21 protein-coding genes are annotated in these 23,316 nt (G+C 64.9%); 12 read left to right on the forward strand and 9 right to left on the reverse strand.

Annotation, left to right across the window (positions count from 1 at the left end; all coding sequences use genetic code 11):
- The first annotated feature begins 38 nt into the window (after positions 1 to 38).
- From ACFVJ3_RS22840 to ACFVJ3_RS22855, 4 genes are all read left to right on the forward strand, one after another.
- Positions 39 to 3,533 (forward strand): protein kinase, encoded by a 3,495-nt coding sequence (locus ACFVJ3_RS22840; protein WP_378454197.1) that lies wholly within the window; start codon positions 39 to 41, stop codon positions 3,531 to 3,533.
- An 801-nt stretch (positions 3,534 to 4,334) separates the two neighbouring features.
- Positions 4,335 to 4,631: a hypothetical protein gene (locus ACFVJ3_RS22845; RefSeq protein WP_378454198.1), complete on the forward strand. Its 297-nt coding sequence runs from the start codon at positions 4,335 to 4,337 to the stop codon at positions 4,629 to 4,631.
- Positions 4,628 to 5,692: an AAA family ATPase gene (locus tag ACFVJ3_RS22850; protein ID WP_378454199.1), complete on the forward strand. Its 1,065-nt coding sequence runs from the start codon at positions 4,628 to 4,630 to the stop codon at positions 5,690 to 5,692. The genes ACFVJ3_RS22845 and ACFVJ3_RS22850 overlap by 4 nt, the downstream gene beginning before the upstream one ends.
- Before the next feature lie 34 nt (positions 5,693 to 5,726).
- Positions 5,727 to 6,527 carry a TniQ family protein gene (locus ACFVJ3_RS22855; protein ID WP_378454200.1) on the forward strand — a complete coding sequence of 267 codons (801 nt, stop codon included), beginning with the start codon at positions 5,727 to 5,729 and terminating at the stop codon, positions 6,525 to 6,527.
- 84 nt (positions 6,528 to 6,611) lie between these two features.
- Here ACFVJ3_RS22855 and ACFVJ3_RS22860 read toward each other — a convergent pair whose 3' ends face one another.
- From ACFVJ3_RS22860 to ACFVJ3_RS22885, 6 genes are all read right to left on the reverse strand, one after another.
- Positions 6,612 to 6,917, reverse strand: a complete 306-nt coding sequence (locus tag ACFVJ3_RS22860) for a Dabb family protein (protein ID WP_378454201.1) — start codon at positions 6,915 to 6,917, stop codon at positions 6,612 to 6,614.
- An 11-nt stretch (positions 6,918 to 6,928) separates the two neighbouring features.
- Complete coding sequence (locus ACFVJ3_RS22865; RefSeq protein ID WP_378454202.1) at positions 6,929 to 7,351, reverse strand: WhiB family transcriptional regulator; 423 nt, start codon at positions 7,349 to 7,351, stop codon at positions 6,929 to 6,931.
- A 77-nt stretch (positions 7,352 to 7,428) separates the two neighbouring features.
- The gene (locus tag ACFVJ3_RS22870) at positions 7,429 to 8,355 is read right to left on the reverse strand and encodes a VOC family protein (protein ID WP_378454203.1); all 927 of its coding nucleotides are present in this window, start codon (positions 8,353 to 8,355) and stop codon (positions 7,429 to 7,431) included.
- Positions 8,356 to 8,366: 11 nt separating this feature from the next.
- Entirely contained in the window at positions 8,367 to 9,248 is an 882-nt protein-coding gene (locus tag ACFVJ3_RS22875) for a fumarylacetoacetate hydrolase family protein (protein ID WP_378454204.1), read from the reverse strand.
- Between the two features lie 94 nt (positions 9,249 to 9,342).
- A complete protein-coding gene (locus ACFVJ3_RS22880) occupies positions 9,343 to 10,557 on the reverse strand; it encodes an acyl-CoA dehydrogenase family protein (protein ID WP_378454205.1) in 1,215 nt (404 codons plus the stop codon).
- A gap of 50 nt (positions 10,558 to 10,607) precedes the next feature.
- Positions 10,608 to 11,177 (reverse strand): flavin reductase family protein, encoded by a 570-nt coding sequence (locus ACFVJ3_RS22885; protein ID WP_378454206.1) that lies wholly within the window; start codon positions 11,175 to 11,177, stop codon positions 10,608 to 10,610.
- A gap of 223 nt (positions 11,178 to 11,400) precedes the next feature.
- Here ACFVJ3_RS22885 and ACFVJ3_RS22890 point away from each other — a divergent pair, with 223 nt between their 5' ends.
- A complete protein-coding gene (locus tag ACFVJ3_RS22890; protein WP_378454207.1) occupies positions 11,401 to 12,420 on the forward strand; it encodes an AraC family transcriptional regulator in 1,020 nt (339 codons plus the stop codon).
- Positions 12,421 to 12,579: 159 nt separating this feature from the next.
- On the opposite strand, the gene ACFVJ3_RS22895 is transcribed toward ACFVJ3_RS22890, so the two are convergent.
- Complete coding sequence (locus ACFVJ3_RS22895) at positions 12,580 to 13,440, reverse strand: GNAT family N-acetyltransferase (RefSeq protein ID WP_378454208.1); 861 nt, start codon at positions 13,438 to 13,440, stop codon at positions 12,580 to 12,582.
- A gap of 159 nt (positions 13,441 to 13,599) precedes the next feature.
- Here ACFVJ3_RS22895 and ACFVJ3_RS22900 point away from each other — a divergent pair, with 159 nt between their 5' ends.
- Positions 13,600 to 13,857: a hypothetical protein gene (locus tag ACFVJ3_RS22900; protein WP_378454209.1), complete on the forward strand. Its 258-nt coding sequence runs from the start codon at positions 13,600 to 13,602 to the stop codon at positions 13,855 to 13,857.
- 173 nt (positions 13,858 to 14,030) lie between these two features.
- On the opposite strand, the gene ACFVJ3_RS22905 is transcribed toward ACFVJ3_RS22900, so the two are convergent.
- A complete protein-coding gene (locus ACFVJ3_RS22905; RefSeq protein ID WP_378454210.1) occupies positions 14,031 to 14,306 on the reverse strand; it encodes a response regulator transcription factor in 276 nt (91 codons plus the stop codon).
- A 265-nt stretch (positions 14,307 to 14,571) separates the two neighbouring features.
- Here ACFVJ3_RS22905 and ACFVJ3_RS22910 point away from each other — a divergent pair, with 265 nt between their 5' ends.
- From ACFVJ3_RS22910 to ACFVJ3_RS22935, 6 genes are all read left to right on the forward strand, one after another.
- A complete protein-coding gene (locus ACFVJ3_RS22910; RefSeq protein ID WP_378454211.1) occupies positions 14,572 to 16,446 on the forward strand; it encodes an RNB domain-containing ribonuclease in 1,875 nt (624 codons plus the stop codon).
- 198 nt (positions 16,447 to 16,644) lie between these two features.
- Positions 16,645 to 17,358 carry a ParA family protein gene (locus ACFVJ3_RS22915; RefSeq protein WP_005566945.1) on the forward strand — a complete coding sequence of 238 codons (714 nt, stop codon included), beginning with the start codon at positions 16,645 to 16,647 and terminating at the stop codon, positions 17,356 to 17,358.
- The gene (locus ACFVJ3_RS22920) at positions 17,358 to 18,221 is read left to right on the forward strand and encodes a ParB/RepB/Spo0J family partition protein (protein WP_378454212.1); all 864 of its coding nucleotides are present in this window, start codon (positions 17,358 to 17,360) and stop codon (positions 18,219 to 18,221) included. Before ACFVJ3_RS22915 ends, ACFVJ3_RS22920 begins: the two co-directional genes overlap by 1 nt.
- Before the next feature lie 865 nt (positions 18,222 to 19,086).
- On the forward strand, positions 19,087 to 20,040 hold the full coding sequence (locus ACFVJ3_RS22925; protein ID WP_378454213.1) for a ParA family protein: 954 nt from the start codon (positions 19,087 to 19,089) through the stop codon (positions 20,038 to 20,040).
- 77 nt (positions 20,041 to 20,117) lie between these two features.
- On the forward strand, positions 20,118 to 20,444 hold the full coding sequence (locus ACFVJ3_RS22930; RefSeq protein WP_378454214.1) for a hypothetical protein: 327 nt from the start codon (positions 20,118 to 20,120) through the stop codon (positions 20,442 to 20,444).
- A 77-nt stretch (positions 20,445 to 20,521) separates the two neighbouring features.
- On the forward strand, positions 20,522 to 21,682 hold the full coding sequence (locus tag ACFVJ3_RS22935) for a DUF2637 domain-containing protein (protein WP_378454215.1): 1,161 nt from the start codon (positions 20,522 to 20,524) through the stop codon (positions 21,680 to 21,682).
- Between the two features lie 558 nt (positions 21,683 to 22,240).
- Here the strand turns inward: ACFVJ3_RS22935 and ACFVJ3_RS22940 are convergent.
- Positions 22,241 to 22,813: a hypothetical protein gene (locus ACFVJ3_RS22940; RefSeq protein ID WP_378454216.1), complete on the reverse strand. Its 573-nt coding sequence runs from the start codon at positions 22,811 to 22,813 to the stop codon at positions 22,241 to 22,243.
- Positions 22,814 to 23,316 lie beyond the last annotated feature (503 nt).

Consider the following 23,316-nt stretch of genomic DNA (forward strand, 5'->3'; position numbering starts at 1 on the left):
CGCTCGATTCTTCGACGATCCAGAAGCTGGTCACACGCATGAACACCTGCATTTCAGTCGCCCCCGTCGAGCTGGACGCTGCCCCGCCCGGTCACCAGGCAGACAACAACTGCCCTCGAGGAACACCGGCGCATTCGGTCACTGCGGCATCGCACATCGCACCTCTATCCCTGCAGGAGGAACTGGCGATCGCCGGGTTCGACCATGCTGAGGAGATCGGGCGTGGGGGCTTCGGGGTCGTTTACCGCTGCACGCAATCCGCGCTGGAGCGGGCTGTGGCCGTCAAGGTCATGACCTCGCAGCTCGAACCGTCGAACCTCGGACGTTTCGTGCGCGAACAGCGGGCGATGGGCCGACTGTCCGGCCACCCGAACATCGTCAGCGTCTTCCAGTGCGGAAGCACCAGGTCCGGCTCGCCGTACATCGTGATGCAACTCCATCGCCGAGGTTCGCTCGAGCAACGGGTCCACAAACACGGCCCGGTGACCTGGAATGATGCGCTACGCCTCGGTGTACGTACCGCTGGTGCCTTGTCCGCCGCGCACAGCGCCGACATTCTTCATCGCGACGTCAAACCCGCCAACATCTTGCTCACCGACTACGGTGAACCGCAGCTCGCAGACTTCGGTATCGCCCATGTCGTGGGTGGTTTCGAGACCGCTCGCAACACCGTCACCGGCACGCTCGTCTTCACCGCCCCAGAGGTCCTCCAAGGGGCAGTCCCCACTCCCGCAGCAGATGTCTATGCGCTGGCCTCGACGATGTTTTGCGCTATCGCCGGCCACGCTGCATACGAGCGGCAGGCCGACGAACCGATCGTCTCGCAATTCCTGCGAATAACGACTCAACCAATCCCCGACCTCCGAAACCTCGGAGTTCCTCACAGTGTCTGTGCCGAGATCGAGCGTGCCATGTCAACCAACCCAGAAGACCGCCCGTCCACAGCTGCAGAGTTCGGAAGCCGACTCCGGCGGGTGCAACGGCTCAACGATTGCCCGGTGGACGAGATGGCCCTGATCGAGAACTATGACACTCCCTCAACCATCGAGCCGGCACATCCGACCATGACCAAAGCCTCGGGCGAGCTCACCCGACCCCAACCGGCACCGGCTCTCACCGAAGCGCCGTCCACTCCGGGCCTCGATCCGAATCCATCCCACCGTCCGCGAGGCAACCTGCCCGCAGACCTGACCACCTTCATCGGGCGCCGCCGCGATCTAGCAACCACCAAGAAACTTCTCGCAGATTCGCGCCTGGTGACACTGATCGGGATCGGTGGAGTGGGAAAGTCGCGACTCGCAACAAAAGTAGCCGCGGAATCACAACGTGCATTCGCAGATGGCGTGTGGCTGATCGAACTCAGCGAGCTGACCGACGGAGACTTCCTCGTCGACACCACCGCAGTCACGCTCGGAATCCACGAACAACCCGCGCAACACCGCCTTCATGGGCTCATCGAGCACCTCCGATCACGCCAATGCATGCTTGTGCTCGACAATTGTGAGCACCTCATCGACGCCGCCGCCGCTTTCTCCGAGACTCTCCTCAAGTCCTGCCCCGACCTACGAATCCTCGCCACCAGCCGCGAACCTCTGGGGCTCGGCGGTGAGACACTCCAACGGGTACAACCGTTGGCGACCCCGGACTCGCGAAGAGCGCGGTCGATGCGCACCATGAGCCAGTACGACGCCGTGACATTGTTCCTTTCCCGAGCCACCACCACACTCCCCGAATTTCACCTCACAGAAGATAATTGGAAGCAGGTCGCGCACATCTGCCGACAGCTCGACGGGCTGCCTCTCGCGATCGAGCTGGCCGCGGTCCGCCTCCGCGCGCTCTCGATCGACCAGATTCACACCAAACTCACCGACCGTTACAAACTGCTCTCACGAGGCCGGCGCGGCGCACCGACCCGCCAACAATCCCTTCGGTTGTGCATCGACTGGAGTCACGACCTCTGCACACCGCAGGAGCGCACGCTCTGGTCACGACTGTCGGTATTCGCCGGCAGCTTCGGATTGGACGCAGTCGAGGCCACCTGCGCCGATGGAGTGTCCCCCCACAACGTCCTGGACGTCATCGCGTCGTTGGTCGACAAGTCGATTCTGATCCGCGAGGAGGAAGGACTCTCGGTCCGCTATCGCATGCTCGAAACTCTGCGCGAGTACGGCCGGGAAAAGCTGAGCGAAGCTGAAGACATCCTGCAGCAGAGGCGCCGCCACAGCGATTGGTACCGGCAGATGGCACGCGAGGCAGAAGCCGAATGGGTCAGTTCCCGCCAGCTGACGTGGCTTCTTCGACTGGATCGCGAGCAGCCGAACCTTCGTGAAGCACTGCAGTTCCGCATCACCCAGCGTGAGTCGGATTCGATCGACTTCGCCGCCGCTCTGTACCCGTTCTGGTTCTCCCGCGGCCTTCTCAGCGAGGGGCGACGATGGCTAGACAATGCACTGACTACAGACGACGGCGAACACCTGGTCGACACCGTGAGGGCACTGTGCGCTCAGAGCGTGCTCGCCGGTCGCCAAGGTGACCTCTCCGCTGGAACGCAACTACTGTCCGCCGCCGGTATCGCAACCAACCAAGTCGACGACGAAATCGCACAGGCACACCTGCACCACGCCGAAGGAATGCATGCGCTGTACTCCGGCACCATACAAACAGCTGCCACATCTTTTGCCGCAGCTCTCACCGTCCTCCACAACCACCCCACACCGTTCCTGCGTATCTCCACACTCCAAGGACTCGGACTCGCCAGCGGACTCCTCGGTGACACCGAACAGGCAATCGCCCGCAACGAAGAGGCCCTCGCTCTCAGCACCGACCTCGGAGAATCGGTCTACAGGTCCCGATCCTTCTGGGTACTCGGCCTACAGGTGTGGCAACTCGGCAACCGTGACCGAGCGACCGGGCTCCTCGGTCAGGGACTTCGGATGGCGCGGGTGGTCGACGACCCGCTCAGCGCTGCCTGGTGCTTGGAGGCTCTGGCATGGATCGCTGCAAAGACCGACCGAGCCGAACAAGCCGCGCAGCTGATGGGCGCTGCCGAAGGACTCTGGGAGAGCGTCGGCAGCACACCAGTTCACATTCCCGGCCTCCACATTCATCACGACGAATGTGCACGCCAGGCGCATAACACGCTGAGCAGCAAGCGCTTCGACGACGCCTTTCAAGCCGGCCGACACATGATGCTGGCGGAGGCCGTGGCCTTCGCACTTGACGAAGACACGCCGGTACTCCCGGAACTCGCCGACTCGGACAACTGTCACCTGACCAACCGCGAGCAACAAGTCGCCGAGCTGGTAGCGGAAGGCCTGACCAACAGAGCAATCGCCACCAGGCTGGTCATCGCCAACCGCACGGCACAGGGACACGTGGAACACGTCCTCACCAAACTAGGCTTCACCTCACGTACCCAGATCGCAGCCTGGGTGGCGGAACGCAGAGGTGAGGCCGCCTTGTGGCGTGGTCCTCATCCACGAGTGAGGAAACCTCGCACTTCAGTTATCTCTCAACGTAATGCGCCCGTCTAGCACGCCGTCCTATTGTCCTTTTCAACCGGTCCATGGTGGAGACCGAGGTTACTCACAGCTCGCGTTATCGCCACCGTGCTAGCGAAATTGGGGCAACAATGACAAACAAACTCGCGGAACGTCTTACCTGCTCTCGTGAGGACGACTTCTTGGTTCAGTTCTTCCGTCGTTGGTCCGCCTTCGGCGGAGGACCCGAGGAAGACATTATGGTTACCTTCGGAATTTCCAAACAAGAGTATGAGGACCGACTCTACGACCTAGCCTGTAGCAACCGCGTCCACGGTTTTCCCCCTGAAGTGAAAGAGCTGATCCTCACATTCTGCTCGTCGCGGCCGTCTCGCAGACATCACGGCGGGCCGCGGCAGGCGGCGGACGTACCAATCGCGTCATCTTTCCGAGAGTCACACGATCCGCGAGCAGCAACGTAGGCATCCCGGACGGATAGGCGCGGCGAAACTGGGTTGACCTGCACAATTCCAGAAAATGGTGCGGAAATGTTTTTTTACAGCACCAACCCCGCACAAATCATGAGTGACACGGACCCGAGCTGTCCCGGCTCAGCGAAGGTGGCGAACACGCGGTGAAACTGGCGAGTGCGGAAGACTATCTGGCGGATGACTCAGCAAACCTGGCGAAACCGGCATGATCAGCCGGCGATCGGGAATGAATCGAGGCGACCGAGTTCCACGCTCGCCGGATCCTCTGAACCAACGGTCACCCCGGTGACTCAGTCAACATGGCGTCGACTACGCCAAACGAGTCAGCGTCCGCGAGGACCGCCACCTCGATCCGCACCGCGCCGTGCAGGACCTGCTGATCGCGTGGAGCCGTCAGGAAGTCGAGACCCGCCGTGACCGCAGCCTGGCGAGGCGGCTCAGCGCACAGCGGCCCGCCCTCGACGGCGACAGCGCGTCCGGTGCCGCACCGGGCGGTGAATCCGAGCGGGAGGACGCATCAGTGCCCGGGGTCATCGATCTGCTCGAGCACCTCGCGCAACGCTCGACGAGCGCGCTCGAGGTTCCCGACGACCTCGATGTGTTCGAGCAGTACTACGCCCATCGGCCGGACGAGGAGGTATTCGGGGTGTTCGACGAATGAGCCGATGGGCGAAGTGGTTGGCGGACAATGGCACCGCCCGCTATCAACTCTCCCGCAAACAGGGCTGGGACGCGTTCGTTCATGCCGCCCCGCGCGAGTCGTTCGACGTGCTCACCCGCACCCGGATGGACGCACTCAGCGACGAGGAACGGGAGGACTACAACGAGACCCGGATGGTGTGGAACGCGAACCTGCCGACGATCAAGACCAGTCAGCTGACCGCCGCGTACTCGGTCATCGACCAGGTCATGGCCTCCGGGCGGCGGGACGGGGACAAGCTGCGCGGGTCGGTGGTGATCGACGCCGAACCCGGTCTCGGGAAGACGACCATCGCCACCCGGTACGCCCGCGACTTCCACCGCCGCGTCTACCGTCGGGAGGGCCCGGTCACCGAGGGTGGGCATCAGCGGTTGCCGGTGGCGTTCGTCCCGCTCAGTGCCGGCATCACGTTGAAGGGTCTGAACCAGCAGATCCTGCGGTTCTATGGCCACCCCGCCGTCGACCGGGCGTCGACCTCCAAACTGGGGGCGTTGGCCGTCGACTGTGTCACCAGCTGCGAGACCCGGCTGGTCGTGCTCGATGATCTGCACTTCGTGGACTTCAAACACCGCAACGGAATCGAGGTGTCCAACCATCTCAAGGGCCTGGCCAACGAGATGGCGGCGACGTTCGTCTACGTCGGGGTGCAGCTCACCGAGAAACGGTTCTTCGACGAGGGACAGCTCGGGGAACAGGCCGCCTACGCGCAGACCAGCCGCCGTGCCACCCGCTGCCCGGTCGCCCCGTTCTCGGTCGATACCGATCCGGGGCTGCGGAGTTGGATCAGCCTGCTCCGGACGTTGGAGGGGCATATCAAACTGGCCGACGCCCGGGACGGGATGCTCGTCGACCACGCGAAAGCGTTGCATCGGCGCACCCAGGGCCGGATCGCGTCGCTGACCAACCTCATCGACCGGGTCTGCTACCTGGCGATCGCCTCCGGGACCGAGACGATCACCTCGGAGCTGATCGCCGCGACCACCATCGACAACGCCGGTGAAATTGCCGCCCGCACGGCCTGACGCCTCAGTCCCTACCGCGCCGCCAGAGGCGCGGTTGCGGCCGATCCCCGGCGGCTACGACATCGACCGTTGGCCGATCACCGTCCCGATCCGCCCCGGCGAGACCATTCCCGGATGGTTGATGCATTTCGCCGCCCGGTACCAGCTGTCGCCGGCGCAGTTGTTGCGGGAGTTCGGTTTCACGTCCCGGCCCGCCACTGTCGACCGTGTTCTGGACCAGGTCGTCGAGTGCTCGCGGGAGATCACCTGGTGTCTCGGCCTTCCGCCGCGGGCGTTGTCGCCGGCATTGTGTGGTGGGCCGGTCGAGGCCTCGCTCGGCCGTTACCTCGCGCACCGCCGCGGGATCCGGCCCCGTTTCAGTGGGTCCCGGTTCTGTCCACGGTGTCTGGCCGACCCGGACTGCATCTGGCAGAGGGAATGGGCACACCCGCTGCTTCCGATCTGCCTCCGGCACCGGCTGCGGTTGCAGACCCGATGTCCCGGTTGCGGGCAGGTGCCCTTCTCCGACACCACCTGGCTGGGCAGCCACGGGCCGCCGTGGCACTGTCCCCAACGACGTCCCCGCGACACCGCCGACCGGAAGGTGCGTCCGTTCTGCCGGCACGACCTCCGCGACGCCGCTGCGATCGATGCCGACGACAACCTGTGCACGGCCCAGCGGTATCTGACCGCGTTGGCCGAGGCCACCGACAGCGACGTGCCGACCGACAGGACCGCCGCGACGACCCGCTTCGAAACGTTCTGCGACCTCGCCGCCGACAAACTCGGCATCGACGCCCTCGTCCCCTCGGCTCCCACCGGGACGCCGGACCATAGAACACGGCACCAGACCTGAAGCCGACCAGTTCCACTTAACGCCCCGTTGCGGAAATGGTGGTCACCGGACCACCTCTACGGGACACCTGGCGGTGTCGTTGGATCAGCGGGAGGGGACGAGGAATTGGACCGAACTCTTACTCTGCAGGTGGGGATGGATGAGTTCGGTGATAATGCGCTGGTGCTCGGGCGAGGACATGTACGCGGCGAGCGCGTCCCGGTCGCGGAATACCGCTGAGACGGCGTAGTCGGCATTTCCAGGACGAACTTGTAGGTCGCAGCCGTGTAGATATGATTCGACGCCGGTTGATGCGGCCGACAACGCATCGAGGGCCTCCCCGATCGCGGTGACTGTCTCGGTGGATGCGGTCGGGGTGAAGGTGAAGGTGACAACGTGGCCGATGGCCATGATGGGGCTCCTTAGGCCGTGTTCTGGGTAGGGCTGGTGGCGGTGAATGCGGCTTGGCGTCGGTCGTCTTCGGAGGTTCCACCCCAAACCCCGTACCGCTCGCGGGCCGAGAGTGCATAGGTTCGGCACTGGTCGACAACCGGGCATTGGCTGCAGATACGTTTGGCCTCCCGCTCGCGTCGCACCCGGGGGCCTTTCGGCTCGTCCTCCGGGGCGAAGAACAGGTATGGGTCCATCGAGCGGCACAGTGCGCGCAGTCGCCACGACCAGGTGTCGCTGTGGACCGATCGAAGATTCGCTACGCGGGTCATCACTGTCTCTCGTGTCGTACTGGGACCATGGTGACGGGCACGGCTCGGGCATCGACCAACAACGCCCGAGCCGCCCCGGCTTGGTCCATGTCTGCTGGTGAAGAGGCGCTCCGGTCGCAGCATGGACCTGATCGTGGCGGGCTGAGGTGGTTCGGCCCGTCAGCGGGAGGATGTTGTGTCTTCCGGTTTCCGGAATGGAGTCACCCTGTGGTGGAGTGTGCTCCGGTCATCAGGGCGGCGAGGTCGTCGGGTTCGAGGAACGACGGCGGCGGGGGTGGTCCCCAGGCGTAGAGCCCTTGGAGTCCGTGCAGCACCTCCGGGGACCAGAGTTCGTCCTCGGGGACGGTGTCCATGTCGGAGTAGTACTCGGAGAAGTTCCCGGCCGGGTCCTTGAGGTACCAGAAGAAGTTCGCGCCGGCATAGTGCCGTCCGAGTCCCCAGATGTGGCGTTCGGGGTTGTTCTCGAGCATGGTGTGGGCGCCGCGGCCGACTTCGTCGATGTCGTCGACCTGCCAGCTGGTGTGGTGCATGAAGTTCACCGGGGCGGCCATGACGAGGACGTTGTGGTGTTCGACGGAGCAGCGTAGGAATGCCGCCTTGTCGCCCATGTAGTCGCTGACGTTGAAGCCGAGACCGTCGGTGAAGAACTTCATGGTGGTTTCGAGGTCGGTGGACCCGATCACCGCGTGTCCGAGCTTACGGGGGCGCACCGGTTCGGTGCGGGTGAGGAACGGGGCCCGTCCCCAGCGGTCGATGCGCCCGGGACCGTTGTAGGGGGTGGCCGCGACGGCAGGTTCGATGACGATCCGGGGCCTCACCGCCACCGTGACGGTCGTGCCGGTGACCGGTTCCACGGCACTGACGGACGTGCCGTCCTGCCGGGTCACCGCCCCGAGTCCGTGCAAACGCCTGGTGATGGCGGCGATGTCGTCGGGGTCGTCGGCGGCGACGGTCAATTCGACCAGCCGACGGGTCGGTGCGTGCACGATCTCGAGTTGTTCGCCGCCGTTGCGGGTGGCGAACACCCCGTTCCCGCGGTGTTCGAGACCGAATTCGGTGTAGTAGGCGATGGTGTCGTCGACGTTGGGGACGCCGACGGTGACCTTGCCCAGTCCGTGCAGTGCCATGGCGTGCTCCTCTACTTCGCGTCGGGGTCGGCGACGAAGCTCTGGTGCAGCTGACCGATGCCGTCGATCCAGCTGTCGAGTTTCTCGCCGGCTTGCAGGAACCGTTGCGGTTCGCGGCCGACGCCGACGCCGGCGGGGGTGCCGGTGAAGATGACGTCCCCGGGGTAGAGGGTCACATTGCGCGAGAGGGTGGCGATCAGCTTCGAGACCGGGAAGATCAGGTCCCGGGTGCGGCCCTTCTGCACTTGTTCGCCGTCGATGGTGCAGCCGAGTTCGAGGTCGTCGGGGTCGGCGAATTCGTCCGGGGTGACCAGCCAGGGGCCCTGCGGGGAGAACCCGGCGAACGATTTCCCGAGCCCGAATTGTGGTGCGGGACCACGGGTCTGGGTGATGCGTTCGGAGATGTCCTGGCCGGCGGTGAGTCCGGCGACGTGCGCCCAGGCGTCGGCGGCGTCGATGTTGCTGGTTTCGCGGCCGATGACGGCGACGAGTTCGATCTCCCAGTCGACGTTGCCGCCGGCGGGAATCACGACGTCGGTGTCGGGGCCGGTGAAGCTGGAGGCGTACTTGGTGAACACCGGTGGCAGGTGGGTGGGGGATTCGAAGCCGGATTCGGCGGCGTGGGCGTGGTAGTTCAGGCCGACGGCGAACACCTGCCGGGGAGCCGGCGACGGCGCGCCCAGCAGGGTGCGGTCGATCGCGACGCCGCCGTCCGCCAGTTCGGAAGCATCCTGGTTCGCCGCCCACGCGACGACCTCCGCCCACTGCTCGTACACGGCGGGCAACCCGGGACCGAAGCGGCCCAGCGATGCCGCGGCGAGATCCACGGCCCGCTCGTCGCCGGTTTCCCCGATCACGAGGGCGGCACGGTTGTCGATATTGGCGATACGCATGTAACTGTTCTCCTACAGAAAGTGTGAATAATGCTGAGCGGAAGGCCTTTTGGCCGCGTCGCAGCATTGGTGGACGAAGGGTTGCTCCGTGCCCTCAGATCAGCGGTGTGATCCGTTCCTCGACACCGAGAAGCGCCTTCCCGTACGACTCAAACGCTACCGCCGGGGCGATCACGGCATGGCGGGCAGCGGTGGAGGAGTCACGCCAAATCCGCTGAAGGGGATTGACGTCGGCGAAGCTGCCGGCGCCGTGCGCACTGAGCAGGATGTTGATGGCCTTGACGATGCTCTCGGCGACGAGACCGGTATCGGCCCGCAGCCGGGCGCGTTGCGCGAAGTCCGGGTAAGTGCCGGTTGCTGCCGCGGTGTCGATGTCGTCCGCCGCCCGATACGCGTGCAGATGGGCAGTGTCGATCAGCATCGCGGCCTCGGCAACTTGCAACTGGAAGGCGACCGAGTCGGACTGCGCAGTGAAGTAGGTGTAGGCGATCGGCTTGTTCGCCTTGGCCTGCACGAGCTGCAGGGCGGCTCGCCCCAAACCGAGCTGGGGCCCGACCAGGACGAGCGCGAGAATCGGGACGAACGCGGAACGGTAGAAGGGTTCCTCGGCCAGATTCTCCGACGGGTACGTTCCCTCGATCGCCGGCGGTACCGCCATCACGCGGTGGTCGGGCACGAACACATCCGTCGCCACCAGGCAATTGCTGCCGGAGGATTTCATGCCGGCGACGAACCACGTGTCCTCGAGCTCCATCTCGCTCGTCGGGATGAGAGCGAGCCCCTGATCGATGACCTCACCGGCATCGTTGGTGATCGGGATCCCCAGGACCGCCCAGGTGGCATGCCAGGATCCCGAGTTGTAGTACCAGCGGCCGGTCACCCGGTAGCCACCGTCGACCCGGGTGGTCTCCGACGTCGGTGTCAGGACACCGGACACCTTCGCGTCCGGGTCCGCGCCGAACACCTCGTCCTGAGCACGGGTCGGGAACAACCCGGTCAGCCATGCACAGACATTGGTCAGCGTCAGCACCCACGCGGTGCCGCCGTCGGCCTCGGCAACGGCGGCAGAGACATCGAGCATGGTGCGCATCGACGTCTCATAGCCGCCGTACCGCTTCGGCACCGCGAGCTTGAACAGCCCGGCATCGGTCATCGCCTGGATCGATTCCTCGACGACGCGGCGGTTGCTCTCCCCCTCGGCCGCATTCTTCGTCAAGATGGGCGCGATCTCGCGGACACGGCCGACGAGGTCGGTGGCGGTGGGGACAGAGGCGCTCGAAGAGGTGGCGCGTTCGGTGACGGTTGTCATGATGGAACCTTTCAGAAAATGAGGGTGGATGTAGGCAGGGAGGGGTGGATTCAGCTCGACGCGCAGGCGGCAATCTGGTCGATGATGGGTCGGCGGGGACGTTCGGCGTAGCGGGAATGGGTGCCGAAGGTGCGGTGTGCGTACACCAGCGGAGGCAACTCCGCCTTACTCACCTTGGTGACCAGGCCGAACAGCAGCAGATGGTCCCCGCCCTCGACGGTGTCGTACAACTCGCAGGCGACCCAGCCGGCGGCGCCATCGATGCGCGGCAGGCCGGTGTCGTGATGCCAGGAAGTGCTGTTGAAGCGCTCCGCGCCGGCACCGCGGCTGGCGAACACCATCGCAAGATCGTCCTGTCCGTGCCCGAGCAGGTTGATCCCGAAGCGGCCACTGGACCGGATGCGCTGCAATAGCGCGGATCGACGATCGAAGGCGACCGTGATCAGCGGCGGGTCCTGCGACAGGGCGGCGAACGAGCTGGCAGTAGCTCCATGGGGGCCGTCGTCGTCGGCCGTGGTCACGATCGTCACCGGTGCGCAGACCCGGGACATCAGATCCCGGAAATTCTTCGGGTCGATGCCGGCAGATACGGTCGGCTCACGGCCAGGTGCGGTAGTCATGTGAGTGCTCCTCGGTGGGGTGGCTCGCAACACCACGCAAGCGGGTCTGTTGCGTAGGTCACTCTGTCGTGCTAAATCCGACGGTAAAGGTGCATGCGGCGGCCGGAAATCCCCTTTCGGAGAGGGCCTGGCCGCTTTGCGAACCCGCACCCCAAGTGCCGACGCGGACGCGTTCGGAACCCGGCGCCCGAGGGTGCCCGAAAAGTTAAAGGACGTAATGGGTGTGATCGATCCCCAGGACCCACCGGACACGGCGCCGGCCTTCCCGGTCGAACTGCCGGGCGGCACGGTGTACCGATCGGACGATCTCGACGTCTACCGTGCCGGCGTCAACAGCGTGTTCTACCCCGCTCGCCTCGAACTGGTCAGGCCGAACACACACCTGACGCACGCCCGGCTCTCCGCCGTGCAACTGAGCCACCTCACCCTGGGAATCGTGCACTTCGGCGCCGAGGTACTCATCGACCCCGGCGATGTCGGCGGCTACCACATCAACATCCCCCTGTCCGGGGCCGTGGATTCCCGATGCGGTGCACAGCAGACCATCGCTACCCCAGGACATGCCGCCGTCTTCACCCCGAACGAGCACACCATCCTGCCCTCGTGGAACGCCGACGCCACCCAGATCTGCATCAAGATCGACCGCGGCACACTCGAAACCGAACTCACCCACATCCTGGGGCGACCCCTCGATCGGCGAGTGAAGTTCGACATCGGTCTCGACCTGACCACACCCCCGGGACGCCGGTGGTGGTCGACACTGCAAATTCTCGTCGACACCATCAACGACCCCGGCCCGGTCCCCAGCCGCGTCCTCGCCGCCCAGGTCGACCTCCTCGAACGCGCCCTCATCACCGGGCTGCTGCTCAACCAGAGCAATTCCCTGACCGAAGCACTCCACGCCGACGACACCCCGGAGAATCCGAGGGCATTGCAGAAGGTCGTCGAACTCATCGAGAACACACCCGGCGCCCAGCACACCATCAGCGACCTGGCCCGCGTATCCGGTGTGGGCGCACGCCAACTGCAAAAACTCTTCCGGGACCGATACGACATGAGCCCCTCGGTGTACGTGCGCAGTGTCCGCCTCGAACGCGTGCGGTCCGACCTGCTGGCCGCGACCGACGACACGGCCACCGTCAGCGACATCGCCTACCGATGGGGTTTCAACCACCTCGGCCGGTTCGCCCGGTTCTACCAGCAAAAGTTCGGCGAACCGCCCTCCCACACACTGCGCCGATAGAAATTGCCGATCCGCAGCGGGCTGGACCGGACCTACAAGTTCCGGAATCCGATCACAATGCGTGGATTCCAGTTGTAACTCATGAAATCGCGCAGTTTCGAGCGAAATCTGGGACAAAGCCCTAATGCGACGGCGCGGTGCATTGTTGCGCCAGGACGCCTAATAGCCGATCGACGGCAGCCACGCGCCCTGCGGCTCGTTGTAGAGCCCGATCGTCATCAGCGTCGACTGCTGGACGATCTTCAGCCCAGCATCGAAGCACCAAGCCATGAGGCGGGTGTTGCGTGACGGCACGAGGAACCCGAGGCCGGTGAACTCGTCGGCGCTGGCCAGCAGCGCGATGACGTCGTCGTCAGCCTTGCCGACCGCGTGCCCGGTGTAGCCGAAACCCGTCGCATAGCCGGTGATCTGGCCACCACGCTCGACCACCCGGGCGGTGCCGACATTGACCCAATGCTGCAGCTCGCCGTGGCGGTCGTGGCCGTGCACCTGCCGGCAGATCTCGTCGCAGGCGGCGATCTCGTCCGGTGTCGCCGGACGCACGACTGCGCCGGGAATCGCGGACCCGCGTGGCGTTCCCTGGAAGACGGACAACAACTCACGCACGGCGAAGCCGAGCTTGGCGTACAGGGAGAAGGACCGGTAGTTGTACGCCGTCTGTACCAGCCGCACGCCGACGACGTCGCGCTCGCGCGATCGCTGAAGCAACGCATTCATCAACGCACGGCCCGCCCCCGCGTCCGACGCCGCCGGGTCAACGGCCACGGGTCCTATGCCGACGATCTTTCCGCGCTCGTCCTGTAAGGCGCTGCCGACGATTCGGCCGTCCCGTTCGGCAACCAGACCATAGATGCCGTCAGTGTCCAGCATCGCCTTGATCTGGAAGTCGGCGAATTCGGGCGTGCCCGCTTCGATCGGAAAGTTATGGCGCGTGGCGAGCCCCTCGAAGGCGTCGAACATGATGCGCCCACACACCTGGGCATCGTCCGGCGTCGCCTCGCGGATCTGTAGCTCGGTCATTCACCTATTGTCGCGCGTACGCTGCCGACGGTTGTCCAAATGGCGGATCGGCGACCGGTCAACGATCGTTGACCGGTCGGCGCCCCGAAGCGCCCGATACAGTCACGGGGATGGATCAAACAATGCGCGTCTATCCAGCGGGCCAGGCCGGACCTTTCGGTGGACTCTGACAACCAGGCTGCCGTCGCCAGCGGCGATCGGACCGACGACCTCCTCGCCAGGGCGGTGACCGGGGCCCTTACGGCGGGCATGTCGTGGGCGCAGATCGCCGCACAGCTCGGCGTCCTACCCCCAGTCGCCCGCGACCACGCCGCTCTGACCGATCATGACTGGCAAGAAGCGATAGTTGCCCATGAGAATGCCCGGGCAGCGCGGCTCCACGACCAAGCCCTGCCCCGGCGATCCGGGACGCCCTGAAGGCCCTAGACCGCACGCCGGCCGGTCCGCACAGGAAACTAGTCACGACGCAGCGTCAGGGCCCGCCGAGAATTCCCGGCCACGCCCGCAAAGATCCTCCGCACTGAACAAGGCCGACGGGTCAGCCCCTCTGCAACGCTCTGAACCGTTAGAGAATGCAGTGGACCGTCGCGTCAGAGCTCAGCGAGAGACACCAGCCCATCCTGCTGCGCCCGGACCAACAAGCCGGACTTATCTGCAACGGGGCGTCCGACAGCAGCGTACTTCGCTCGGATCCGGATCAGGTGGGTGTTGATCGTGCCCAGGCTGATTCCGAGGTCGGATGCGGCAACCGCCTTCGATTCACTACGCAGCCACAGGCGGAGGATCTCCAGCTCGCGCGGTGTCAGCGTGGGCCGCCGTTGCGGTTCCCAGACAGGGTCGGGCGTGGGGTCAGGAACAGTAGTCATCGCGATCTCACCTTCTCGAGCCGCCGCGCTTGCCGCAGGACGCGCACTGTGCGATTCGACGCTGTGCGCCATCCGGATGGGGCAGTACACGGGGCTGCGACATCAAGAATGTCCGTTTTGTCCGTTGTTTACCGCGGTAAACAAACCGTACCTGAAGCCGGTTTTCAGGACTCGCGGGTAATGCTCCTATAGGCGCGTCGCTGACGGCACCTGGTGAAATTGGTTATCGTCGGTGGCCTGTAGAACCAAAGGGGGTGCGGCGACCATGACATCTTCGACAGTCACCGACGTGTCGACGCTGCTGATGATCGATTCGGCGGCTGCGCGGGACCGGGACGACGCCTTCTCGGTCATCCCGCTCGGCGGCGGCGGGTGGGCGGTCGAGGTCCACATCGCCGGCGTCGCCGACGTGGTGGAACTGGGGTCGGTCGCCGACGAGCAGGCGTTCCTGCGGGCGGAGACCCGATACCTGCGCAGTCGCACCATTCCGATGCTCGGCGAGACGGCCGAGCAGGCTGCCACTCTGACCTCCGATTCCCGGCGGACCAGCCTGCGGGTCACCGGCACTCTCACCCCCGACGGGCAGTTGGTGGACGTCACCGTCGGCCGCGGACAGATCCCGTCGGGCCGGTGTGTGGCGGTCGATCACGCCGAGGTGCCCGGCATCCTGACCGACCCGGCACATCCGCTGCACCGCCCACTGGCCGCAGCGGATGCGGCCGCACAGAGCTTGCTGACCGCCCGCCGCGACGGCGGGGCCCTCGCGTTCTACGACCTCACCCGCGGCTGGGCAGCCAACGAGGACGGAGCCATCGTCGCGATCGCCGCCGAACTGCGGACCGTCGCCTACGTCATCGTGCAGGAGCTGATGATCGCCACCAACGAAGCGGTCGCGCTCTGGTGCGTCGAGCAGGGGTTGCCGATCCTGTTTCGCAACCACCGGCCCAACCCGGTCGCCGGCAGCACCGACGAGCTGATGCACGAGATCGCCACCGCGGCCGGGGACCCGGACCTGTTCGCGAAACTGCGTGGGCGCCTGCTGTCGACGCTGCGGGCCGCGAGCTACGATCCGACGGTCCACGGACATAACGGTCTTCGGCTGAGCGCTTACACCCACGTCACCTCCCCGCTGCGCCGGGTGGCGGACCTGATCAACCAGCGGATCATCTTCGCCCACCTGGACCGCTGCCCCGGCCCTTACACCGGTGAGCAGTTGGCCGCCCTCGGCGCCGACCTGAACCGACGGACCCGCGCCGCCCGGGAGGCGAAGAAGAATCACTTCAAACACGCCGACCAACGCGTCGTGGCCGAGCAGGCCACCACCGATCTCAGTGCCCTGGACGGTCGCCGATTCCACAAAGTGGTCAAAGCCGAAGCCGCCGCACCACTTCGGGCCGAACTCGCCGCCGAGCTCGCCCGGCGCGTCGACGCCGACCTGCTGACCGCCCCGGACGTCGCGGTCCTGATCGACGCCGCCGACCCCAGCTGGCTTCCCCTCCAGCTCCGCGTTCTGGACACCCTCACCGATAGTCACCCGGAGATGGGGCCGAGCGTGGTGTCGGTGTGGCGGCAAACCCACCCCGATCAACCCCCCACCGACCTCGAGACCCGACAGAATGGCGCCGACCACAACCCGCTGTTCGCCGCCCGCGCCACCCACCAAGGCATTCGCGGACCGTGGACCATCGCGGCGGCGAAGAAGCCTGCCGAACAGGCCACTCTCTGGGCGGCAGTGCGCGCGCAGTTGACCGGCACCGATCACCCCGATCCGGAACCGGAATGGCCCACCACGCCACAACCTCCGGAGCCGTCGACTCCCCCACCGGCGCCGGAGGATTCCGGTTCCACCATCTCCGCGGAACCGCACCGGAGGACCGCCCCGGCCGCGCTGAACCTTGACGGGGCGAAGAAGTCCAAGGCGCTCTCCAACCCCACCGCGTGGCTGATGAGCCTCGCACAGAACAACAATCAGGCCCCACCCGAGTGGGAGTTCCACACCGACGGCCCCGCGCACGCACTCCGCTTCACCGCCACAGTGCATCTCGCCGGCCACACCGCCATCGCCACCGCGACCGCGAAAACCGCAGCGAAGACCGCATCCGCCGCCGCGCTCGTCGAGGCACTCTTCACGCAGCACTAAAGCTAATGATGTCCGTTTTGTCCGTTGTTTACCGCGGTAAACAACGAACAAAACGGACATACCGAGGTGTGACGGATGATCTTCACATCATTTCCCCGCCCCGCCGCGTGTCGGATCTGCCGTGACCGCCTGGTGCCGTACCGTGCATCCCGTCCGAAGTAGCCCACACGAGTGGGTGAAGCAAACGGAAAGGGTCCCATGACCATTCATGCCCTCCTCAATCAGAAGGGCGGCGTCGGAAAAAGCACCATCGCCGTCAATCTCGCGGCCGTCACCGCCGATGTTCTCAACCAGGATGACGATCCCGATGCCACCTCTCCCGTCGCCGCGGTGTCGATCGACCCGCAGGGCTCGGCGATCTGGTGGGCGGATCGCCTCGAGAATCTGCCGTTCCACATCGTGCAGGCCCACGACGATCTCAACGGCCTGCGTCAGCTGAATCAGCTGCCCGGCATCCGGCATACCTACGTCGACACCCCCGGATGGATCGACCTCGCCGGCGCCGACGACACCAGCGACCCGCTCGGCCGCGGCCCCGCCGCCGACGCCCTACGAGCGGTGCTCGAGGTCGCCGATCACGTCATCGTGCCGATGGAGACCGAACCACTCTCGTTCGATCCGACCGCACGCACCATCCGAAAAGTCCTCGAACCCCGCGGCATTCCGTACACGGTGGTGATCAACAACTGGGATCCCCGCGATGGCAAAATCGACCTCGAGGAGACCAAGGACTTCGTCCGCGCGAACAAGTGGCCACTAGCGAAAACCGTAATCCGCCACTACAAACTGCATGCCCGGGCCAGCGCCGACGGCCTGGTTGTCACCGAATACCCCGCCAACAGGGTCGCACTGCAGGCCCGCGAAGACTTCTACCGGCTGGCTCTGGAACTGCGGATCGACGGTGGTCGGTGATGGCACGCGGCACCCGTACCAACCTCGCGGCACTCGCCGGCGTCGTCGGCGACAACTCCCCCGTCGACCGTCCCGCTTCCGGTGCGACTCCGACCAATGTGCCGCTCAGCGAGCTGGCCCCGAATCCGCGCAATCCGCGTGATGACCTCGGCGATCTCAGCGATCTGGTCTCGATCACCGGTACCCAACTTCAACCCGCACTAGTCGTGACCCGGGACGCCTATCTGCGGCTGTATCCGGAGGACGAAGCCGAGATCGGGCTCGCCCGGTGGGTGGTGATCAACGGGTGCCGACGACTGGCCGCCGCCGAAAACTTCGGGCGCCCCAACCTCGACATCGTCGTCAAGGACGAGGTCGCCAAGGACCGGGTCACCCTGCTCGCCGCGGCGGTCATCGAGAACGTCGGCCGCCGCGACTTCGACGTCATCGAAGAGGCCAAGGCCGTCGAACTCCTGATCAGCGAGTGTGGGACGGTCGAGATGGCCGCCATGAAGCTCGCCAAGTCCAAGGGGTGGATCTCTCAACGGCGGGCACTGCTCCGCCTAACGCCGGAACTGCAGACAGCACTCCGCAACGGAGAACTCGCCGTCCGCACCGCCCGCTCCCTCGCCCAGGTCCCGCCCGAGGCCCAGGTCCAGGCTTGGGCCGCGGAGAAGGAGCGGGAACACCAGAAGCCCGAGCCGGATCCCACCCCTGAGCCCGAAAACCGCAACCCGACAAGAACTCCTGTCACCGCGGCGAAAGTCACGCGCACCTTCCGACGCCTCGAAGCCGACCCAGCCACTCTCGCCGACGCCCTGGTCGACTACCTCGACGCCGACGGACTGCAAGCCCTCATCCAGGCGCTCACCGATCGACACTGATCCAAGCGCGGCCACGTCACGTCGATTGCGCCTGCGTCGACCCCACTCCAACGTGAGCTGACGCCGCTATTCGCTTCGTCAGCTGTTACCGAGGCCCGACCGACAAGGCAAAACGGGCTGAGCGCCGTTCTGCGGTCACCAGCGTCCGTTTTGGCCAAGGACATACCGACACACGCGAGAACGGCGCTCCACGGCGAACCTGCGGCTGGTGAATCGGCTTCGACCCGTTCGTTTTAGATGGCCGGTTGAAAGATCCGGTAAGACGCGCCGGAAAACGAACGATATGAGATGTCGGACCGTTCGGCGATGTTGGAGAGCACTTGTTGCGACCGTCCCGCTCGGTAATCTGCGAACCGCGGCCCCGCGGCCAGTTGTTGCGCGGGGTCACCGTTGCACACAATGAACGAACGGGCACGCCATGTCGTTGCACGCAACGGGCGGGTATTGCGTCAGCGTTGCTGGCAATAGTCAGAATCCCAGCTTTGCCAGCAATACCGGCAAAGCTGGCTGTTGCGCGGGTTGGCGCCGTGCACGGCTGGTCGTATCCGCCCGTTTGCCCAGCATTGCAAGTAAAACAGGCATTGCAGCCTGTGGAGTGCGGTTGCGTTGCCAATGATGGCATTGCAAGCAATACGGGCATATCGCCCTGAACTGCATAAAGTATTGCAAGCATTACTGGCTAGGGCGACGCGCCGGGAATGCCAGCAATGCTTTCAATGACCTTGTTGCCGGTAACATAGGTAATACCAGTAACGCTGGTAACACCTGCAACACCGGCAATCCTGGCGTTGCGGCAATAGCCATCGTTGATGGCAATGCCAGCATTAACAGTGAAACCCGCTCCGGGACAACAAGGGAGACGCCGGTGCCCTCACCTCGCACGCAAGTAGTCCCGCAACGCGATGCGGTCGCGTTGCATCGTGTCATTTCGCTACTCAACGGGAAGGGGGGAGTGTTCAAGACGACCCTGGCCTCAAACCTCTCTGGTTTGCTGGCCGAGTCCGGCTACAGGGTCCTCCTTACCGACCTCGACCCGCAGGGGAACATTGCGGAGGATCTCGGCTACACGTACACCGACATCGATGACGAGGGAAAGAACCTCGCGCAAGCGCTCTCGTTCGGTGATCCACTTACGCCTGTCCGTGATGTCCGTCCAAACCTCGACGTCATCCCTGGTGGCGCGCATCTGTCGATGGCTACCGCCGCGCTGACCGCGAAGGCAACGAAGGACCCGCTGGGTGCGAAGCTGGCGCTCGCGACCGCTCTTGCGCCCATAGCCGGCGAGTACGACATGGTGATCATCGACTGTCCTCCCGGAGACGACACGCTGCAGACCGCTGCGGCCGCCGCCTCGAAATGGCTACTCGTCCCGACGAAGACCGACGGTTCGAGCCGCAAAGGCATGTCTGCCGTCGCGGCCCGCCTCAGTGCAGTCCTGGATGTTAACGAGGACCTGGACCTGCTCGGCGTTGTCCTGTGCGGTGTCGGCGCAAACTCCACGTCCGTGCAGCGCACGGCTCGTGAAGGAATCGTCGAGGCGTTCGGGGGCGACGCTGCTCGCGATGTGGTGTTCGAAAACATGGTGAGGCATTCAGAAGCTACAGGGCTCGCCGCCCGCGAGCGGGGAGTGCTAGTCCACGAGCTCGATGATGTCGTCCAGAGCGGTCCGAAGTGGTACGAGGTGGTCCGCGGTGAGGCTAAGGCCCAGGCGCACGCACCGAAAAGCGCGAAGGACGTTGCCGCGGACATGTTGGGCGTCTGCCAGGAGATGGTGCAACGCATCACCAAGGCTGAGACAGAGGAGGCGGCGGCATCGTGAGTGCAACGAATCGGGCCATCACGGGACTACCGCCGCGATCTCGCGTTTCGACGCGAGCTCCTGCCCACGATGTGTCAGTGCTCTTGAAGGAGAATCGCAACGGCGCAACAGCGGATCCGGCGCAGCTGGCCGCGGAAGTACCCGCAACGCAACAGCCGGCGGAACCGGAGAAGAAGCCGAGCAACAAACCGACAACTGTCTACATCGCCCCAGACGTCCTGAAGCAAGCGCGCCTGGCATTCAAAGCAACGCAGTCCGCCGAGGCCGACCGCAACTGGTCCCACTTCGTGGAGAAGGCGCTCGCCGACGCAACACAGCGCCGCGCCGCGCAACACAACGACGGCAACGAATTCGTGGGGGAGGACAAGCCACTTCCGCCTGGCCGTCCGCTCGCTGACGACTAGCAAATCGATGAGGCCCCTGCCGTTTGGGTCGGCAGGGGCCTCGTTCCGACCGGTACCCCGTGGAAGGAAGACCAGTCATGAATGACCTTAGTATTCGAGCAGCACGAATCCAGGTCCGCGCGCTGATTGCGGCTCTGATCGTTGCGATCTCCATTGCAATTGGCATCACCACAGGGGCCTTTGTGCTGTCCTTTGCCGTGCAGCGCGACCTCGCGTTGCAAGCCGGGATCCCGCACTACCTCACCTGGATCTTCCCGGCCATCGTCGACGGCGCAATCCTCGGCGCAACGATCGCTGTCGTTGCGCTGAGCAAGATCAGTGGCCGCGCGACAGGAAAGCGGTTCTTCCTCTGGCTCGCCGTCGTTGTGGTCTTCATCAGTGTCTTCGGCAACGCCTACCATGCCCGCCGAGCCGGGGAAGAAGCTGCCAGCAACGTCGCGGCTGGCATCGACCTGGGCTACACACCGCTGACGCCGACAGGCGCATCGCTCATTGCGATCATTCCGCCGTTGCTGGTACTGGCATTCACCCACGGTGTCGGCATCCTCATCAAGGCAATCGGTACAGCACACACCGAATACAACGCCTTATGCAACGACATCACCAGCAGGGCGGTTGAGGAGCGAGAGAGTTTAGGCGCAGTCAGCTCTCGGCTAAACACGCAGGTCCCAGACCCCAAGGTCCAGGACAGTTTCAGCAACATTGACAGTATTGCTGGCAATACCAGCAATACTGGCGTCGATCTCGATGCCGCAGAGATTCAGGTGATGGATGTGCCGCCGTCACGTGATGCAACGAGCGACGACATTGCGGAGGCCGGAACTACCGGCGTTGACGGTTGCGTTAGCGAGGATGACGTCGTTGCAGAGGTCGTTGCCGACGACCTGGACGTTGCGTGCAACGGGATCGCAACGGCGGTGCCCGAGACCCTGGTGTTGCCAGACGAGCTGCAAACCACGGAATACCTGCTGGCCTTCATCGAGTCGAGCAAGCTCGATCCGATGGTCAAGGAGACTGCCAGACTGAAGATCGAGCATCCAGACGCAACGTTCGCAGCACTTGCGGAGGCTACGGGGGAGAAGTGGGCGAGCACTGCGCTGCGTCGATACAACAAGGCCAAGGATCTCGCAGTTGACGCCGGATTCCGTACACCGCCACTCCCGCTTACCGACGAGGCAACGGACAACGGCAGTGACGAATCCGACACGGCACCGTACGAGCTTGTAGGTGCGCGATAGGAACTAGGTTGCAGGTCGTTTTGCAGGTTTGCAGGGTGCCTGCAATGGCCGGGGTGTGGAGGTGGTGGTCGTCCCGTCGGCTGGGTGCGTCTGGACCGTGCCGGGTCCGGGGGTGCAAACACGCTTTTTCGTTTTGCGGCCTCGGGGTCGGGCCGGTAGCCCCCTGCGGTTGTCGACGGGACGGGTGCCGCCGTGGCCGGTCTTCCCTACCGCGGTGGCCGTTGCGCCGGTGGTGGTCGATCCTGGAGGCTGCCTGGGGTGTGGGGGCGGCGAGCGCCCCACCACCAACCCGCACACCGCCGGCCGCCACCACCCGGCCCCCGTGGCGGATCGGCGCACCTGACCGGAGCACCACCCTGTACACGTTCGGGTGACCGGTCATTCATCGCCCGTTTGTGGCGGCGGCACATACGGCTGGTGCCCTCCACCGTCGGAACGGTAAGGGCACCAGTTCCCGGATGGGGCCGGTCATTTCCGGCTCGCCCGGACGGAAGCTAACACGGGAAGCCCATCGAGTCTCATTGTTCGCGTGGAACCGGAAGAGTTTATCGCCAGCCATTATTGGCGGATACGAGTGTTGGTGCGCGCTGGGCCTTGAATGGTGACACCGCGTTGCGCTGTGACGTGGGCATTGTCGTGGAGGAGGATTCGGCTGTTGTCGGTGGCGTGGACGGTGGTGTGTCCGTCGGCGTGGACGGTGGCTTGGTCGTATGCGTAGATCGTGGGTTCGTCGGTGGCGCGGACCTTGGCTCGGTCGACTGCGTAGACGGTGGTCTTGTTGCGGGCTTCGACCTGGGTGTCGTCGAACGCTTCGATGATGGCGGTGGTGTACGCGTAGCAGCGAGAGTGTCCCTCGAGCTGCACCTTGGCCGCGTCGGTGACGACGATGGCCGGCGATCGTGTCTGTTGTTGCGGCGTGCTGGTGGTGATGCGGACGCGTGAGGTGCCGGTGATCCGCAGGGTGCCGGTGCCAATGAGGTCGTGGAGTTCGAGGATCTGGTCGGGCGGGGAGTCGACGATGACGGTCTTCGCTCCCTGAGCGAACCGGGCTACGACGTCGGTAGCGGTGCGGCACGGAGTCCGGGGTGTGCGGCACTGTGGGTTACGTGTCGAGGTGGTTGGGCGCCTCATACTCGATAACCTAGCCGGGATCCGTGGCCGGGGAGTGGGTGCCGCGCTGGCGGCGACGAGTCCCGCCTGGCCTGTGTTTGCCCAGTCGCAGCGATGTTCGTCGATCCACTCGGTCTGGTTGTCATGCGGCCGACCGCACGGCTGAATTGACCTGAGACACCACGGCTCGGGCGGTGGGGTAGTCAGCCCTTCCGTTCGATCTGGTGGGGAACCTGCCGTAGCGGACTCGTGCCGGGGCCGAAATTGGTAGCGCAAGCATTTCGGTCGAGGTAGTCCGACGTGTCCCGCGCTTCTTACCCCGCGTGCCTCGCCACTGTTGCTCTTCGTTCCACCAGGTAAACAGCTCGCGATCTACCAGATGGCGTGAGGCTCGGCGGGCGTTGATTCCGGCAACTCCCCGGGTCTGTGCGGCAATCTCGAGCGCCCGAAGCAGCTGCTCGCCCGTGGCCTTCGAGGTGAGCAGTCCCGTCGAGTGCAAGCGGGTGAGTGCTCGGTCGATGTAC

This window comes from Rhodococcus sp. NPDC127593 (assembly GCF_042671975.1).
GTDB lineage: Bacteria > Actinomycetota > Actinomycetes > Mycobacteriales > Mycobacteriaceae > Rhodococcus_F.